We start from the raw sequence: 18,785 nt of genomic DNA on the forward strand, positions 1-18,785 counted from the left end.
TTAGAAGGTCTTATTTTTTTGATCTAAAAGCTTTAATAAGTATTGTCCATATTGATTCTTAGAAAGTGGCTCAGCTAATTTTTTTAACTGATTTTCATCAATATATCCTTTACGATATGCTATTTCCTCAATACAAGAAACCTTTAATCCTTGCCTCTGTTCAATAGATGCAATGAAATTTGAAGCCTGTATTAATGATTCATGTGTACCGGTATCTAACCATGCCATCCCTCTTCCAAGCAATTCTGTTTGTAAAGTTCCTTCGGCTAAATACAATTTATTCAAGTCTGTAATTTCTAATTCTCCTCTTGCTGACGGCTTTAAACTTTTGGCTTTTTCAACCACTGTATTATCGTAATAATAAAGTCCTGTAACCGCGTAATTAGATTTTGGATTAGCTGGTTTTTCTTCTAAACCAATAGCTTTTTTATTTTCGTCAAATTCAACAACTCCGTATCGTTCAGGATCATTTACATAATACCCAAAAACAACAGCTCCTTTTTCTATCTCAGCTGCTTTTTGCAATATTTTTGACAAACCGTATCCATAAAATATATTATCTCCCAATACCAAACAAGCTGTATCATTTCCAATAAACTCTTCACCCAAAATAAAAGCCTGGGCAAGTCCATCCGGTGATGGTTGAACTTTGTATGAAATTGATATCCCTAAATGGCTACCATCTCCCAATAATTCTTCAAAAACTAATACGTCACGAGGAGTAGAAATGATTAATATTTCTCTAATTCCGGAAAGCATCAAGACAGACAATGGATAAAATATCATTGGCTTATCATAAATGGGTAAAATTTGTTTTGAAACGGCCTTAGTCAATGGGTACAATCTCGTTCCCGAACCTCCTGCTAATATTATTCCTTTCATTCTTTATTTAAATCTCTTATTAATAGACATACGTGAATTATTCCAAAGTGTTACTATTTCTAGGTTTTCTTGTGATTTTTTAAGATATTTTTTAAGCTCAGTTTTAAGTCGGAACTATTTTTGTTAAAATTACCAATGTGATGACATTCAAAAATACCTATATCGTTACCTTATTATTACTTTTTAGCAACATTGTTATAGCCCAATGTGATTCGTCTACTTATACATTACAAGGCAAACTTGTTACAAACAATAGTGCAAAGGTAAAGATACTTGCCGATAACATGCCCACAATTCCCAAAGTAGGACAGATTGCAGAAATGAGTAAGTTCTTTGAATCTAACTTTTTAGGAATGGCAACTACTGGTTGGCTAAACATAGCAACAGTTGAATGTTTGGTGTTCAATGAAAATGACCATACCCTTACTGTTAAAGTAATTGAAGAGCATTCTGAAATTATTCAAAATGGTAAAAAGAAAAATCACTTTGCGAAAGACAATTTAGTAAAACTTGAATGGAAGCAAGCATCAGTTATTGAACCATTCTTCAAAGTAGTGAATGATGATACGATTACTAAAGGAACTTTGCTTTGTGGTGAAAGACATGGGGTTTGGGAATATTATTACTTGGGAGGACAAATTCAGGAAAGAGACAATTTTATCAATGGAAAACCTCATGGAAAATATCAAAGTTGGTACCCAGATGGCGCTATAAAAGAAACTGGGGTTTATCAAAATGGAGAACGCCATGATACCTTGAGAATATTTTATAAAAATGGAAATCTGGAGAAGTTAGTGGTATATAAAAATGGCGACAAAAATGGTCAGTATACTTCCTTTTATGAAAATGGGAATCCAAAATACACTGTCACTTATTACAAAAATGAAATGACAGGGCCCTTCACAAATTTCTATGACAACGGTTATAAAAAAGAAAGTGGACAGTTAGTAAATGGTCAAATAACTGGGGAATTAAGAGGGTTTTACGAAAATGGATCTCAATATTTTATTGCCGGATTTGATAACAATATGAAAAATGGAAACTATCAAGGGTTTTACAAAAGCGGCGAAAAATTTAAAGATGCTAATTACTCAGACGATAAGTTAAGCGGTCCGTATCGAGAATACTTCAAAAATGGAAATATCCTAATAGAATGTGTATTTACACTTGATGAATTTGATGGAAATTATATTGAAAGATTTGAAAATGGAAACATCAAATTAAAAGGTTCTTATGACAATGGCACAAAAGTTGGATTTTGGGAAGAGTATTATGAAAATGGAGCTCCTAAAACTAAGGGAAGCTTTGATAAAGAAGGCAATAAAATCGGAAAATGGTTTAATTGGGATGAGAATGGTAAAAAGACCAAGTCAAAGTTTTAAAATTTAGTATTTTAGCGGCTCAAGAATGAACTGATTATGAAAAATATTCTACTACTTACTGCAGTTTTAACAGGTTTTTATTCAAACGCTCAATGTGACACCACAAAACATAAAGAGGCATGGAGAAATGGCTCATATGTTGAAGGATGGTATGCTTGTGAGCAAAGAACAGGAACCTGGAAATTTTACGATAAGGAAGATAAACTGTTGAGAATTGAAAATTATTCAAAAGGTTCGTTGAATGGTGAAAGATCCCAAATGTATCCAAATGGTCAGCAAAAATCTTTAGAGATTTGGGTTGATGGTAAATTGGACAAAACTGCTCAGTATTGGGCTGAAAATGGAACCATGATTGAAGAAACTAATTACAATAATGGTGAATTAGAAGGTGTTTCAAAAAAATGGTTTGAGAATGGTAGAATGCAGAGCATGACTACTTACGTCAATGGTAAAAAGACAGGTCCGTACGAGATATACTACGAAAACGGAAACTTAAAAGAAAAAGGAGTTTTTGAAAATGGTGAGCCAAAAGGAACCATTAAATCATACTTTGAAAATGGGAAATTGAGTTCTGAAATCAATTATGAAAATGGAATTCAACATGGATCATACACTACATTTTTTGATAACGGAAGTGTGAGTGTTAAAGGAACTTATGAAAAAGGCATTCAAGTAGGCTTATGGAATATTTACCATGTAAATGGACAAATGATTTCAAACGGAAATTATGTTGATGGATCCAAAGATGGTGAATGGGAGGAATACTTTCCATCAGGTAATCCAAAATCAAAAGGGGTTTATGTAAAAGGAGAAAAAATTGATGTGTGGTACGAATGGACTGAAGGAGGTAAAAAGTCTAAGACCAAGCACGAATCTAATTGAAAAACCTTCTAAAAACACTTGGACCCGGAATTCTTTTTGCTTCAACTGCAATTGGTGTTTCTCATTTGGTTCAATCCACTCAAGCAGGAGCTAATTTTGGTTTTACTATGATATTTGCCATTGTATTGGCAAATCTATTCAAGTATCCATTTTTTGAATTCGGAAGCAGATACGCCAATGCTACAGGAAAAAGTATCATTAGTGGTTATGCTGATTTGGGAAAGTGGGCACTTCTACTCTACTTTATCATCACTTTAATAAGTATGTTTTTGGTAACAGCCGCCGTAGGTTATGTTACTTCTGCATTTATGCAAAAACTGTTCGGATTGGACGATATACTGCTTACAACAGGCATTGTTTTCATAGTTTGTTTAACCATTTTAATTTCAGATAATTTTAAACTTTTAGACGGTTTAATTAAAATCATTGCTATCACACTCTTGCTTTCAACCCTAATCGCCTTTATTATGGTATTAATGAAAGGCCCTCAGGGAAATGAGCCATTGTTTAGCTTTGATAATGTAAATAGAGAAGGCTTTATTTTGTTCTTGATTCCATTAATGGGATGGATGCCCACTGCCGTAGATTTATCTGCATGGAACAGCTTATGGACCCTTGAAAGAATTAAACAAACAGGATATTATCCAAAATTGAAAGAAACTTTATTTGATTTTAATCTGGGCTATTTACTTTCAGCCGTTTTATCAATTTGTTTTTTAACACTTGGAACTTTTGTGATGTTTGGTACCGGTAAGACATTTTCGGACAGCCCGGTTGGTTTCTCTGGAGATGTAATTAATCTTTACACTTCAACATTTGGTGAGTGGGCATACTGGATTATAGCCATTTCTGCATTTTCAATCATGTTTGGAACTTGCATTGCTGTTTTTGACGGATATTCAAGAGCCATGACAGCCATCATTCAACTGGTTGTGCCCAACAAAACTGATGACGATCAAAATTTATCGAATAAGAAAACATACAGAATCCTATTAATTGTTATTTCATTAGGTGCATTCTTTTTGATTTACCTCTTTTTACCGTCAAAAGAAAACCCCAAAGCTTTCAAGCAAATGGTCAACATCTCTACTTCAATCTCATTTATTTTAGCACCAATTATTGCCGTTTTAAATTTGATCTTGGTTGGTAAAAAACATGTTGGAATTGAAAACACTCCTCCGCTTTGGATTAAAATAATAGCCTGGATGGGGATTATTTTTCTTTTTGTATTTTCAATCCTTTATATCTTTCTCGATCAAATTATTTAATAATGGGCCGAATACATGCATTTGAATTTGAGGATTTAAACTGGTTTCCAAAAAATCTTAGAGATTACGGAACAGATTTTCTTCAGTTTGCTACTAACACCTTTGACTTCTATAAAGGAGTGGTTCCCTTAATTAAAAAAGGAATTGAAGCTTCAGGAACCCATCAGGTTTTGGATCTGGGATCAGGAGGTGGAGGTGGATGGAAAAAACTATCTCAACACCTTAAGGAAGAAATGCCGGATATAAAAATTACGTTGAGTGATTACTATCCTAATAAAACGGCTTTGGAAAAAATGGTGAAATATGATCCTGAAGTATTTAGCTATCTTGATCAGCAAGTTGATGCTAAAAATGTGCCTTCAGAGATCAAATCATTTCGTACTCAATTTTTGTCTTTTCACCATTTTAAAGAAGAAGATGCCAGACAAATATTACAAAACGCAGTGGATGCTAAAGTTCCAATAGGAATTTTTGAAGGTCAAAAAAGAGACGTACCACATTTTATTAAAAATTTATTCTCACCAATTTCTTTAATTCTTACAACTCCCTTTATTCACCCATTTAAATTAGGACGAATTATTTTTACTTACATAATCCCTTTGGTTCCACTTTTTGTAATGTGGGATGGTGTTATTTCTGTTTTAAGAACTTATAGTGTAAAGGAAATGAAGCAGTTGGTGGATAGTCTGGAAAATTCAGAGAGCTTTAATTGGGAAATAGGAATCCACAAAGAAAGAGGAATCAGTGTTCCTTATTTACTCGGACTTCCAAAATAAAAGTAAAAATCTTTGTAGATTCGAAGCAAATTTCAAATCCTTTAATGCCAATTAAAGTTTTAGCCATTAGCGATTACAGTGAGTTTCATTCAGTTCGTCCTGAAGCTGAAATTTTTATTGGTTTAAAAAAATTAGGACTTGACGTTCACATTATGACCTATGGCGATTGTGAATATGCTCAAATATTTAGAGATAACGGCATCAAGGTCATTGATTTTCATCCTCAAAAAAAGTTTGATAAAGAAGAACAAAAGTTTATTCGAGAAACTATTGTTAAAGAGGATTATGATATCATTCATTTATTCAATAGTCGTGCAATTATCCACGGAATTAAAGCTGCTAAAGGACTAAAAACTAAAGTGGTTTTATATAGAGGATATAGTGGAAACATTCATTGGTATGATCCAACAGCCTATTTGAAGTTTCTTCATCCAAGAGTGGATGCAATTATGTGCAACTCTGTTGGTGTTGAGGAAATCATCAAAAAACAAAAGCTGTACAACAAACAAAAGGCTGTCACCATAAACAAAGGTCACCGAACTTCTTGGTATGATAAGGTTTCTCCTTCTAATATTCGTGAAGAGTTTGGAATCCCTGAGGATGCTTTTTTGCTGATCAACGTTGCCAATAATAGAAGAATGAAGGGTATCCCCTATTTGCTTCAGGCAATGAATATGTTACCGGAAGGCTTGAACATTCATTTGGTTTTATTAGGTAAAGGCATGGATGATGAAGAAAATATGGCTTTAATAAATGCGGGGCCATATAAGGACAAAATCCATTTACCAGGTTTTAGACCTAACGCATTAGAGAATGTAGCGGCTGCAGATGTTTTTGTGCTTCCTTCCATTATGGGTGAGTCAATTACAAAGTCTGTAATTGAAGCTATGTCGCTTAAAAAAGCGCCTATTATTACAGATATTGCAGGTAACGTTGAGTTAGTAGAGGATGGTGTAAGCGGAGTTGTTGTACCTAAAAAAGATCCACAAGCATTAGCTGATGCCATTTTAAAGCTGTACAACGATAGAAGTTTCACTTCCACTTTAGCTGAGAATGCAAAAAAGAGAATTGACAACGAATTAAGTGCTGATCGCACAATTGAAAAGGTCAAAGCACTTTATGAAGAGTTGCTGCAAAATGTAAATGTTTAAAACATTTATTAAAATTCAAGCTGTTTTTGGGACAGACAAATCAACTTTAACTATTTTTGCCAAAAATTTTATCAATGAGTATAGCTGATATTTTCGAACACGGAGAAAGAAAACAAGATAAAGGACATTTCAGAAACCTAGTAATGATTGCCAACTCTGATGGTGAACTTGCTGAAGCAGAAAACAAATTATTAAATGTTATCGGTTCAGAATTAGGATTGACAAAAGAGCAAATTGAAGCTATAAAATCAAATCCTGAAAAATACCCTGTTATTCCACCTGCTGACAGAACTGAGCGTTTTGAGCAAATGGTGAATTTAATTCAAATGGTACAAGTAGATGGTAATGTAGATGATGCTGAAATGGACATCTTGGAAAAAATTGCTGTTGGAATCGGATATAACAGTATTGATGATGTAGACGTTGAAAGCATTGTGGCTTTAATCGTTCGTGGAGAAGACATTGAAGTGATAATTGACGAGTTGTTGTAAAAAACAATTAATATCATATTGAAAGCCTTTCGAAATTCGAAAGGCTTTTTTGTTTTGAGGCATCATTATTGTTTCCTTTACGTCAATAAAGTCAATACAATTACTTAATTTAGAGGTATTCCACTCAATCTATATGAACAATTCTTACAAAAAGATATTTTTCTTTCTATTCATTTTTGGATCATTCACTCCTTTTGTTTTTGGACAGTCAAGCATGTACTTCAAAACACTTGACCAAAAAACTACTGGTATTGATTTTGCCAATAAATTGACGGAAAGAGACACTTTTAATTACCTCAATTTCCAGTACATGTACAATGGTGGTGGTGTTGCTGTTGGAGACATCAATAATGATGGTTTACAAGACATCTATTTTACAGGAAACCAGGTTGCGGATAAATTATATCTCAACAAAGGAAACCTACAATTTGAAGACATCACCAAAAAAGCTTTAGATGACAATGTAGATAAAGGTTGGCATACAGGCGTTACAATGGCAGATGTGAATCAAGATGGTTGGTTAGATATTTACGTTTGTCGTTCTGGATTAAGTTCTTTTAAAGATTTAAGGTCAAACTTACTTTACATCAACAATCACGACAATACTTTTACTGAGAAATCTGCCGAATATGGCGTTGATATTTCAAAAGGTACCAATCATGCAGCTTTCTTTGATATGGATAAGGATGGAGATCTTGACTTATATGTGCTTAACAGGCCTTACGAAGAAGATTATGACGAAAATGAAACTCAAGAAAACTACGCAAGTTCAGATGATCTATTAGAGTATGTTGATGGAAAATTTATCAATATCAGTGAAAAAGCAGGAATTCAAAATAGAGGTTTTGGACTAGGTGTTGCCATTTCAGATATCAATCAAGATGGATGGTTAGATATATATGTGTCCAACGACTATGTAATGCCTGATTACTGTTACATCAATCAGGGAAACAAAACATTCAAAGATGAACTGAAAGAAAGAACCAATCACGTTTCTCAATTTGGAATGGGATGTGATATTGCCGACTTCAATAATGATGGATTTGTAGATATCATGGTAGTAGATATGGCCGCAAATGATCATATCAAATCAAAAAAAACCATGGCCGGAATGAATCCAAATCAATTTTGGGAATCTGTTATTGATCATGGTAGACAGTATGAATACATGTACAACACCTTACAGTTAAACAATGGTAACGGAACTTTTTCAGAAATCGCTCAAATATCAGGAGTTCAAAAATCTGACTGGTCATGGGGTCCTTTATTTGTAGATTTTGATAATGACGGTTTAAAAGATTTGTTGATTACCAATGGATACCGAAGAGAAGTGAGAGATAATGACTATGTAATCAAATTGAGAGGTATTGACTATGATATTTCGGACTTTGAAGAAGTTTTAGCCATGGCAGATGAAACTAAAGTGGAAAATTACTTCTACAAAAATGAAGGAGATCTCAAATTCAAATTGAATACTGAAGAATGGCAAACAGGTAATTTGATCAATTCAAATGGAGCTGCTTATGCTGATTTAGACCTGGATGGAGATGTTGACATTGTAGTAAATAATATGGAAGATGTATCCACTATTATTGAAAACAAACTGGATAATGGCAACAATTTTTTCAGAATTGATTTGGGAGATCATGCAGAAGGTGCAAAAATTTGGATCAATGCAGGAGGAAAAACTTATTATCAAGAAGGATATGGTTCTCGCGGTTATCTTTCTAAATCTGAAACTGTAATACATTTTGGAATTGGAAAAGCAGAGAAGATTGACTTAATCAAAGTTGATTTTGCGGATGGTAAAAAATACCTGAATATGACATCTCAAAATGCAAATCAACAAGTTAAAGTACCTTATGAAAACAATTATCTAGATGAAGGAACATTTCCACTTCCTACTATTTTCAGAGAATCTAACATAATCAATTATAAACATACCGAGTATGTAATGAATGATTTTGCGCGTGAGATATTGATCCCTCACAGAATGTCGCAATTGGGGCCATTTATGTCAAAAGGCGACATTAACGGGGACAAACTGGATGACTTCTACATTTCAGGTTCTAGATACTATCCTGGTGCCATGTTTTTGCAATTGACCAAAGGAAAGTTTACCAAAATCTCAGGTCCATGGGAAAATGATAAAGAAAAAGAAGAACTGGGTTCACTCTTTTTTGATTGTGACAATGATGGTGACCAGGATTTATATGTTATTGGTGGATCAAATGAATATTTGTTTTATACCGGCGATCCTAAAGAAATAGAATACAATAAAAACTTACAAGACAGATTGTACATCAATAACGGCCAAGGTCAATTCACTGATGAAACAGCTAATAGATTACCTGAAATGATCTTATCCGGTCAAAGAGTTACTGCAGGAGATTATGATAAAGACGGAGATTTAGATTTGTTTATTGGAGGAAGACAGATTCCGGGTTATTATCCTTTTGCTCCTCAAAGCTATTTACTTAGAAATGACGACGGTAAATTTACTGATGTGACCAGCAATTCACCTGATCTTAAAAATCCTGGAATGATTACTGAATCTGTTTGGCAAGATTTTGATAATGACGGGGATTTGGATTTGATATGTGTCGGAGAATGGATGCCCGTTACCTTCTTTAGAAACGATAATAACTCTTTCAAAAATGTAACTGCTGAATTAGGTCTTGATAAATCTGTGGGATGGTGGATGTCTATTTCATCAGGAGATTTTAATGGAGACGGAATTGCGGATTATGTTGTAGGTAATATTGGAGAAAATAACAAGTTCCATCCATCAATTGAAAAGCCTTTAGAAGTGTTTGTAAAAGACTTTGACAATAACGGCACAAATGACATAGTACTTGGAAAATACACTTACGGAGATTGTTATCCTGTAAGAGGAAGACAATGTTCGTCTCAACAAATGCCATTTATATTGGATAAGTTCCCTACTTATGACCAATTTGCCCATGCTAATCTTGAAACTATTTATGGTAACCAAAATTTAGATAGCGCACTCCACTACTCTGCTACAGAATTTGCAAATTGTGTAATTCTGTCAAATGGTGAAGGAGGTTTTGAATTACATCACTTACCAATTGAAGCGCAATTAGGACCAATTAACGCTAGTTTGGTTGATGATTTTAATGGAGATGGAATTCTTGACATTCTTGGAGTTGGAAATAACTTTGCTGCAGAAATTGAAACTGTCAGATATGACGGAGGCCGTGGTGCTCTTTTATTAGGTGACGGAAACGGCCATTTTAAAACCTTAGCTCCAAATGAATCTGGATTTTTTGTCAATACAGATGCTAAAGACATGATTCTTATTGACAATTACGTAATTGTATCATCAAATAGTGATAGCATCAAAGTTTTTAATTGGCTCCTAAATGAATAAATGGCTTGCTACCGGATTTATTGCGGTATTCAATTGCATAGCAATTGGACAAAGTGAAATGTACTTTGAAGCTGTTTCTCAAGACCATTCGGGAATTAAATTCACCAATACTTTAAACGAGACGATTGATCTAAATTACCTCAATTTTCAATACATGTATAATGGCGGCGGAGTAGCTATTGGAGACATTAATAATGATGGTTTACCTGATATCTACTTTACCGGAAATCAAGTGTCTGATAAATTGTATTTGAATAAAGGAAATATGGTTTTTCAGGACATTACTAAAAAAGCCCTGGATAACAAAGTTGATGAAGGATGGCATACTGGAGTTACAATGGCTGATGTCAATCAAGATGGTTGGTTGGATATTTATGTATCAAGATCAGGATCTGAAAAAATGGGTGATCTAAAATCTAACCTACTTTACATCAATAAGGGTAATAAAACCTTTGATGAGCAATCAGAAAAATATGGTGTAAATACGGCAAGAGCAACTAATCAAAGTGCATTTTTTGATATGGACAATGATGGTGATTTGGATCTCTATGTTATGAACAGACCTTATCCTGTTGGTGAGAGAGTAGAAAGTGTAAACATGAATGAATTTCCTTATTCAGATCAACTGTACGAAAATCAAGGGGGTGTATTTGTAGATATTTCTGCCAAAGCCGGGATAAAAAACTTTGGTTTTGGATTAGGTATTTCAATAAGTGACTTTAATGAAGATGGATTCCAGGATATCTATATCTCTAATGATTATATCGGTCAAGACTACATGTATATCAACCAAAAGAATAAAACTTTCAGAGAAGAAATTAAACTGAGAACCAAGCATATTGAGTACAATGGAATGGGAAGTGATGTTGCAGATATTGATAATGATGGACATGTAGATTTTATGGTAGTTGACATGGCCGTGGATGATCATATCAAATCAAAGAAAAATATGGCCGGTATGAACAGATTTGATTTTTGGAAATCAGTTGAATTTGGAAACCAGCTAGAATATATGTTTAACGCTCTTCAACTCAATAATGGAAATGGAACTTTTTCTGATATCGCCTTACTTTCGGGTGTTGCAAAAACAGATTGGTCCTGGGGTCCCCTCATTGCTGATTTTGACAATGACGGATTTAAAGATATTATCATAACTAATGGTTTTAAAAGAGAAGTTAGAGACAATGACTATTTAAAGAAGTTAGAAAGCTTAGATTACAAAGCTGAAGATTTTCAAGAAGTGCTTGAAATGGCTGCCGAAACCAAAGTAGCTAATTACTTTTTCAAAAACACCGGACAATATAAATTTGAAGATGTCACTAGTAGCTGGAAAATGGACGTACCGATAAATTCAAATGGTGCTGCTTATGCAGATTTAGATTTAGACGGTGATTTAGATCTGGTTGTAAATAACATGGATACCACCTCATATATTCTTGAAAATAAACTAAAATCGAAAAACCATTACTTAAAAATCGACATAGATAAAGGGTATGAAGGAGCAAAAATCTATGCACTTGCAGATGGTCGTGTTTATTATCATGAATGTCAAATGACCAGAGGATTTCAATCTTCAGTAGATAAAATAATTCACATAGGATTAGGAAAAATTCAAACCATTGATCAACTTCAAATAGTATTCTCTAACGGCAAATCTGTTATAAAAGAAAACGTGAAAGCCGGCCAAACTTTGAAAATCTCATCAACTGAAGCAACGGAAAATGAGAGAATATTACTGCATAAATCATCCCCTGTTTTTGTCAATAATGTTCCTTTTTCTTACAAACACCAAGAATTTGTTATTGATGATTTTAGCAGGGAGGTTTTATTACCACACAAAATGTCACAATTGGGGCCTTTAATGTCAAGTGGGGATGTAAATGGTGATGGATTAACTGATTTTTTCATTTCGGGAAGTCGAAAATTTGCGGGCGCATTATTTATGCAATTGCCTAATGGAAAGTTTGATATAAGACACGGACCATGGGAAGTTGAAAAAGAAAAGGAAGATTTAGGTTCACTTTTATTTGATTGTGATAATGACGGCGATTTGGACCTGTATATCGTTAGTGGTTCCAATGAATATCACTGGGATACACAAAACCCAAATGAAATTGCGTACAATGAAAATTTACAGGATGGTTTGTATATCAATGACGGAAAAGCAGTGTTTACTAATGAAACTTATGTGCGTTTACCTAAAATGATTAATTCAGGACAATCTGTAGTTGCCGCGGATTACGACAATGACGGAGACTTAGATTTATTTGTTGGAGGTAGACAAATCCCAGGCAAATACCCCTACGCACCCAATTCTTATTTACTAGAAAATGGAAAAGGAAAATTTAAGGATGTCACCGATAATTCTCCTGACCTCAAAACTCCCGGAATGATTACGGATGCTGAATTTGTTGATATTGATGGTGATACTGATTTGGATTTAATATGTGTAGGTGAATGGATGCCTATTAGCGTTTTTATTAATGAGGATAATAAGTTCATTAATAAGACTAAAGAATATGGTTTGGCCAATACCGTTGGATGGTGGATGAGCATTGCATCAGAAGATTTAAATTCTGATGGTAAACCTGACTTTGTAATAGGTAATATTGGTCAAAACAATAAGTTTCATCCTTCTGAAAATAAACCATTGGAGATATATGTCAACGACTTTGACGAGAATGGCACTTTGGACATAGTTCTAGGAAAACACACTTATGGCAGTTGCTATCCGGTTAGAGGTAGAGAATGCTCTTCAGAACAAATGCCCTTTTTAAAAGACAAATTCCCTAATTACGATTCTTTTGCCAATGCAGATCTTGTCAAAATTTATGGAGACAATAAACTAAATCAATCACTTCATTTAACCGCTTCAAATTTTTCTTCTTGCATTTTAATGTCCTCAACAAAGGGATATAAACTAAGTGAATTACCTGTAGAAGCACAGTTTGGACCAATTAATCAAATACTATTGTATGATTTCAATCAAGACAATCACCTTGACATTTTAACCGTTGGAAATAATTACGTTACTGAAGTGGAAACAGAGAGGTATGATGCTAGTAGAGGTTGTCTCTTAATTGGTAACGGAAAAGGAGAGTTTACGCCTTTAAAACCATCCGAATCTGGATTTATGGTTACTTCTGATGCTAGAGACATGATCATTGTAGATAATGCTGTTATTGTATCTTCAAATAACGATTATTTAAAAAAGTTCGTTTTTAAATAACAGCTAAACACCCTTATTTCACTGACTTACAGACTATTTTTTTCAACTAAAAAATACTTAACGAGCTTTTTTTACCATTTATCGGATTAATTAGTTGAAAAGACCATTTTAGTCACCACCTTATCGAACAACCGCTATCAAACACATCTTTTTCAGTCACTTATGCATAATTTAGCAGTGTACCCAAAAGATAAATAATATGAAAGCGGTAGTTTTAAGTTTAGCAGTAATGAGTTTGATGTTGATTAACAACTTTGCATTCGGAAGTGACAATCCAGGTGTAAAGAATGACAACAAACCTGAGTACAGAATTCAATTGTGCAGTTTTACTAATTCTGCGCCAATTTCAATGGTTGAAAAACTAAGAAATGTAGATGGAGTTAAATCTATCAAGGACAATGGATCATCTGTTTACTTATCACAAGCTTTCGATTCTCAAGAAGATGCGAATAGCGCAATTGCTTCTTATAAAGAAATGGGGTTTGACAATGCAACAGCTGTAACGGTGGTTGACAACACAATACAAAAACCTTAATAGACAATAATAAATTTTCTTCAAGTATATGGTTTAAGGCGGAGCTGAATGGCTTCGCTTTTTTTTTGATAAATAATGCTTAGATTTATAATTAGTTCTCATTCTTGTCTATGGATCAACTAATTAGCCTGGCTCTCAGAAATGCTTCCAATGATGCTCAGATTATTTCTGATGACCATGGGAAGATACTTTCATGGAACCGTGGTGCTAAGGAAATTTTTGGTTATTCCATTTCAAATATCGTTGGAGAATCTATCACCACCTTAATGCCTAAATCTTTTCAAAAAGTACATATTGATGCACTTAAGGATTTTAGAAAGACAGGACGACTATTAAATGCCGGTAGTATTTATGAAATGGAGGGATTAACCAAATCAGGCAAAGTTTTTCCCGTTGAGATTTCATTAAATACCTTTGAGTCAGAAGGTGTAAATTATGTATGTGCTTTGGTAAGAGATATCTCTAAAAGAAAAGCCCTTGAACGCAAAAACAAACAGAACGCAGTATTGTTAGAACATGTTCAACAAATTTCACAACTAGGTGTCTGGTGCTGGAACGTGATAGAGAATAAAGTTCAGTGGTCAGATTTATTATATGAAATCTATGGTATTTCTAAAGACAACTTTAAAAGTTCATTTGAAGGGTATTTAGAGCGAGTTCATCCCGAAGATCGAGAAATAGCTCAAAACAACATTAAAAGAGCTTTAGACACTAAATCTCAAATCAATTTTGAAGAAAGAATTATCAGACCAAATGGAGAAATAAGGTATTTAAGGTCCTGGGCCGGTGTTCAAACCAATAAAAAAGGAGAAGTTGTTGAAATGATTGGCGCCTGTTTGGATATTACCGGAAGGAAACTTGCAGAAAATCAACTTAAAAAAGCCTTTGCTGAAGTGAATATGCTTAAGCGTCAGTTAGAGGAGGAAAACGTTTATTTAAGAGAAGAAATTCAGCTTCAAAACAACTATGAAAACATGGTTTATGGAAGTGAGAATTTTAAAGATGTACTTAATCAGGTGGAACAAGTAGCCACCACAGATGCTACCGTATTAATCACAGGTGAAACAGGAACAGGTAAAGAGTTAATCGCAAGGGCCATTCATAATATTAGTAATAGAAACACAAAACCACTTGTAAAAGTGAATTGTGCAGCTATCCCTAAAGATTTAATAGAAAGTGAATTGTTTGGTCATACAAAAGGAGCCTTTACAGGAGCTACTCAAGATAAAATGGGGAAGTTTGAATTGGCTGACGGAGGAACTTTGTTTTTAGATGAATTAGGGGAATTATCACTGGATTTGCAACCTAAATTATTGCGTGCTCTTCAAGAAGGTGAAATTGAAAAAGTAGGTGGACAAAGTGTAAGAACTGTTGATGTTAGAGTGATAGCAGCCACCAATAAAAATTTGAAAGAAGAAGTTCAAAATGGTCAGTTTAGAGAAGATCTTTATTTCAGATTAAATGTTTTCCCAATTAACATTCCTCCATTGAGAGAAAGAACTTCAGATATACCTTTCTTGCTAGAACACTTTGTAAACAAATACGCAACTAAGCATCATAAAGAAATCAATTACATTTCTGATGACGCCATGAATTTTTTAAAATCATATTCCTGGCCGGGAAATGTCAGAGAATTTGAAAACACCATTGAAAGAGCAATTATCTTATCTAAAGATGAAAGTCTAACTTTTCCGGATATAAAAGAAGACAATCACAAGAAATCTAAAATAGGTGAGAGTCTTGCAAACCTGGATCTTGTAATGAAAGAACACATCCTAAAAATATTGAATGATGTGGATTGGGTGATTGATGGAGATAATGGTGCTGCTGAAAAATTAGGACTCAAGCCAAGTACCTTGAGAGACAGAATGAAAAAACTGGGAATTAAACGTCCAAAGTCCTGAGCATCAACATTCCGTGGATATTAATTGATCCTCGACAAAAGTCACGGTATTCCGTGGAAATATACTTCCATCTGCAAATTCCTATTTAAATCTACAACTCAACTACTCAACGTTTTAGGGATTCTTTTTTACTGATTATTAAGTGATTGGCATTTCATTTGACTATTGTGGCATGAACAATAATGCCAAACAAATGATCAAATTAAAAACAGGTGAACAGTATTTAGATGAAGAAGGAAGACTTCATATTAAATTTAATATACCTGACAAAAATGAGGAGTTTAGATATGCAGATGCAAAAGAACATATTGAAGCTTCTTTATCATTGTGCGAAGGCATTGCTCGTCCCTTTATTATTGACGGCAATGATGCCAACCTCAATATGACTCCAGAAGCTTGTAAACTTTTGGCCACAGATTCTTCTCTTAACTCGGTACGTTTAGCCGAAGCTTTTATTACAGACAGCTTAGCCGTTAACTTAATGTTTCAATACCATATTAGGCTAAGAAAATCACCACCAAACTCTAAGATTTTTAAGAATAACACAGAAGCCGAAGAATGGCTAAACGATATTGTGGCCAAATAAAAAAGGGTCCCTTAACAGGGACCCTTTTCTTTTTATCTTTTGATATACTATTCTATTATCAATTTCTTGATCGTTCTACCTTCCAAGTTAGAAATCTCAACCAGGTATAAACCTTTAGAAAGTCTTCCCACATCTAATACCTTAGTTTGGTCATTTGAACTAATACTGATTACTTCTTGACCTAGATGATTCATCAACCTTATATTAAATTCACCTGTAAGTTCAGTTTGAATGGTTAATTGATCTTTTGCCGGATTTGGATAAATCTGAACAAACTCATCTAAATCAAATTCATTGATTCCATCCGGTGGTGAAGTAACCTCCACAAAGAAACATGCAGAAGTATCCTGACATCCACCAAGACTCAAAGCAACAGCATAATTACCAGATGCAGTAGGAATAAAGTCTTGATCTGTAGCCCCAGGAATAAATGCCATATTATTATCACAATCTAACCATTGATAATTTGCTCCATTCGCTTGAGCAACTAAAACACCGCTAAATGAAATAACAGAATTACTCAATTGAACTATTTCAAGATCAACGTTAATTACACTATCAGTTCCGGGACAAAGTACTGAGTTGAAAGTATCAGTTACAAAATAAGTTCCAGGAGTAGTATAGGTTTGACCACCTGCTGAAGTCCAAGATCCACAATTAATAACATTATAGTTCAACTCAATTAAACCAGATGATTGAATAGTTAAATCAATGTACAATGTACTATCACATCCAGGGCATTCTTGACTTGTTATATTATCAACTACTTGATAATTTCCATCACCTGAAAAAGATTGGCCTCCAGGAGAAGTCCAGTTTCCACAAGTTACTACTTGAATTGAATCCCATAATTGGGCTTGTGTTTTAAACCTGTGTAACTCTTCACCATCTGATCCATTTGAGGCAGTGAAAAATAAATCTGTACCAGAAACAAACATCTCAGTTGGATTAGCATCTGCCGCACCCGGATTTAAATCTTTAGCTTGCTCAACTGTTGTTCCATCATACACCCATAACTCCTCACCTGTTCCATCATTCGCTACCAAATACATTTTTGTTCCAATAATTACAAAGTCTTCTGCATTATTAGCCTGGAATGCTGAAGATCCACCAACACCAATTTCTTGAACAATAGTAGCAGTTGTACCATTAAACTCATACAACTCATAACCGTTCGTTCCGTTGTTGGCAGTAAACATCAATTTAGTTCCATATACAATTAAGTTATCAGGAAACCCATGCAATGCTCCACTCATAATTTCAGCTGCCAATGTCACTGTTGATCCATCATATTTATACAATTCAGATCCTGTAGCTAAAGTAGCTGCTCTGAAATATAGATTTCCTTGAAAAGCCGTAAAATCAATAGGATTTCCGTTTGCTCCTCCTGGTTGAATATCCTGTACCAAAACAGGACCATTATCAAACTTCCACAATTCAGTTCCTAAAGTACCATCTGTAGCAGAAAAATATAAGGTTCCGTTCCAGTTGTAAAAGAAGTTAGGTTGACTGTGTCCTGATCCTGGATTAATATCATAAGAGGACATTGTTGTCCCGTTGTATCTGTGCAATTCAAATCCTTGCGTTCCGTTATCGGCACTGATAAACAAATCAGTTCCCATTCCAAACATGGCCAATGGCATTGAGCTACCAGCTCCCGGATTCAAATCTTCAACCATTGTTGCTACTGATCCATCAAATACCCAAACTTCAATTCCGTTTGTACCATTGTCAGCTGAGAAGTAAAGTTTATCTCCAACAACAGTAAAATTAGATGGATAACTGTGGAAAGCTCCAGGATTAATATCCGCAGCTAGCGTAGCATTTACACCATCATACTTCCAAAGTTCTGTACCGTTTGTTCCATCATTTGCAGAGAAGTACAACACACCATTCATAACTGTAAGGTTATTTGGTTGTGAATTCAAACCTCCAGGACGAATGTCTTCTACCAACTGAATAAAGTTTCCGTCAGTCTTTAATAATTCAGCCCCTGCTGATGGGTGTATACCTGCAAAATATATCTCTCCGTTGTATTCCACCAATTGATAAGGATTAGATCCTGATGCTCCCGGTAAAAAGTCTTCAACCTGATATACGCAATATCCTCCTTGACCATAAGAAAAAACTCCGGTCATCACAAATGATAGGATAGATAGAACTTTAAGTTTTAATTTCATATTACTTTGAACGTATAGATGAGTAAGAAAGTTTGCCATAAAGTTACAAAAAATCAAAGATTTTTGCACCATTACTTAAGATTTGGGCATAATGTCACTACAAATATATGTTTAACCAATTATAT

13 protein-coding genes are annotated in these 18,785 nt (G+C 34.4%); 11 read left to right on the forward strand and 2 right to left on the reverse strand.

The annotated features are described in order from the left end of the window. Complete coding sequence (gene rfbA / locus K6119_RS04915) at positions 1-882, reverse strand: glucose-1-phosphate thymidylyltransferase RfbA (RefSeq protein ID WP_221835972.1); 882 nt, start codon at positions 880-882, stop codon at positions 1-3. A 140-nt stretch (positions 883-1,022) separates the two neighbouring features. Between rfbA and K6119_RS04920 the strand changes: the two genes are divergently transcribed. The 11 genes from K6119_RS04920 (at position 1,023) to K6119_RS04970 (ending at position 16,480) form a co-directional block, all read left to right on the forward strand. Further along, entirely contained in the window at positions 1,023-2,264 is a 1,242-nt protein-coding gene (locus K6119_RS04920; RefSeq protein ID WP_237828158.1) for a toxin-antitoxin system YwqK family antitoxin, read from the forward strand. A gap of 36 nt (positions 2,265-2,300) precedes the next feature. Continuing rightward, entirely contained in the window at positions 2,301-3,146 is an 846-nt protein-coding gene (locus tag K6119_RS04925) for a toxin-antitoxin system YwqK family antitoxin (protein ID WP_221835976.1), read from the forward strand. Further along, the gene (locus tag K6119_RS04930; RefSeq protein ID WP_221835979.1) at positions 3,143-4,414 is read left to right on the forward strand and encodes an Nramp family divalent metal transporter; all 1,272 of its coding nucleotides are present in this window, start codon (positions 3,143-3,145) and stop codon (positions 4,412-4,414) included. The genes K6119_RS04925 and K6119_RS04930 overlap by 4 nt, the downstream gene beginning before the upstream one ends. A gap of 2 nt (positions 4,415-4,416) precedes the next feature. Next, positions 4,417-5,190: a hypothetical protein gene (locus K6119_RS04935; RefSeq protein ID WP_221835981.1), complete on the forward strand. Its 774-nt coding sequence runs from the start codon at positions 4,417-4,419 to the stop codon at positions 5,188-5,190. 44 nt (positions 5,191-5,234) lie between these two features. Further along, positions 5,235-6,341 (forward strand): glycosyltransferase family 4 protein, encoded by a 1,107-nt coding sequence (locus tag K6119_RS04940; protein ID WP_221835984.1) that lies wholly within the window; start codon positions 5,235-5,237, stop codon positions 6,339-6,341. Between the two features lie 74 nt (positions 6,342-6,415). Then, a complete protein-coding gene (locus K6119_RS04945) occupies positions 6,416-6,832 on the forward strand; it encodes a co-chaperone DjlA (RefSeq protein ID WP_221835987.1) in 417 nt (138 codons plus the stop codon). A 133-nt stretch (positions 6,833-6,965) separates the two neighbouring features. Next, positions 6,966-10,226 (forward strand): VCBS repeat-containing protein, encoded by a 3,261-nt coding sequence (locus K6119_RS04950; RefSeq protein ID WP_221835990.1) that lies wholly within the window; start codon positions 6,966-6,968, stop codon positions 10,224-10,226. Next, positions 10,219-13,455, forward strand: coding sequence for a VCBS repeat-containing protein (locus tag K6119_RS04955; RefSeq protein WP_221835992.1), 3,237 nt, complete (start codon positions 10,219-10,221; stop codon positions 13,453-13,455). Before K6119_RS04950 ends, K6119_RS04955 begins: the two co-directional genes overlap by 8 nt. 199 nt (positions 13,456-13,654) lie before the next feature. Further along, positions 13,655-13,990: a hypothetical protein gene (locus K6119_RS04960; RefSeq protein ID WP_221835994.1), complete on the forward strand. Its 336-nt coding sequence runs from the start codon at positions 13,655-13,657 to the stop codon at positions 13,988-13,990. A 110-nt stretch (positions 13,991-14,100) separates the two neighbouring features. Continuing rightward, on the forward strand, positions 14,101-15,894 hold the full coding sequence (locus K6119_RS04965) for a sigma 54-interacting transcriptional regulator (RefSeq protein ID WP_221835996.1): 1,794 nt from the start codon (positions 14,101-14,103) through the stop codon (positions 15,892-15,894). Between the two features lie 193 nt (positions 15,895-16,087). Continuing rightward, positions 16,088-16,480, forward strand: coding sequence for a DUF7793 family protein (locus tag K6119_RS04970; RefSeq protein WP_237828100.1), 393 nt, complete (start codon positions 16,088-16,090; stop codon positions 16,478-16,480). Positions 16,481-16,527: 47 nt separating this feature from the next. Here K6119_RS04970 and K6119_RS04975 read toward each other — a convergent pair whose 3' ends face one another. Next, positions 16,528-18,660 (reverse strand): T9SS type A sorting domain-containing protein, encoded by a 2,133-nt coding sequence (locus tag K6119_RS04975; protein ID WP_221836000.1) that lies wholly within the window; start codon positions 18,658-18,660, stop codon positions 16,528-16,530. Positions 18,661-18,785 lie beyond the last annotated feature (125 nt).

It is taken from the genome of Paracrocinitomix mangrovi, assembly GCF_019740355.2.
Taxonomy (GTDB): Bacteria; Bacteroidota; Bacteroidia; order Flavobacteriales_D; family Crocinitomicaceae; genus Paracrocinitomix; species Paracrocinitomix mangrovi.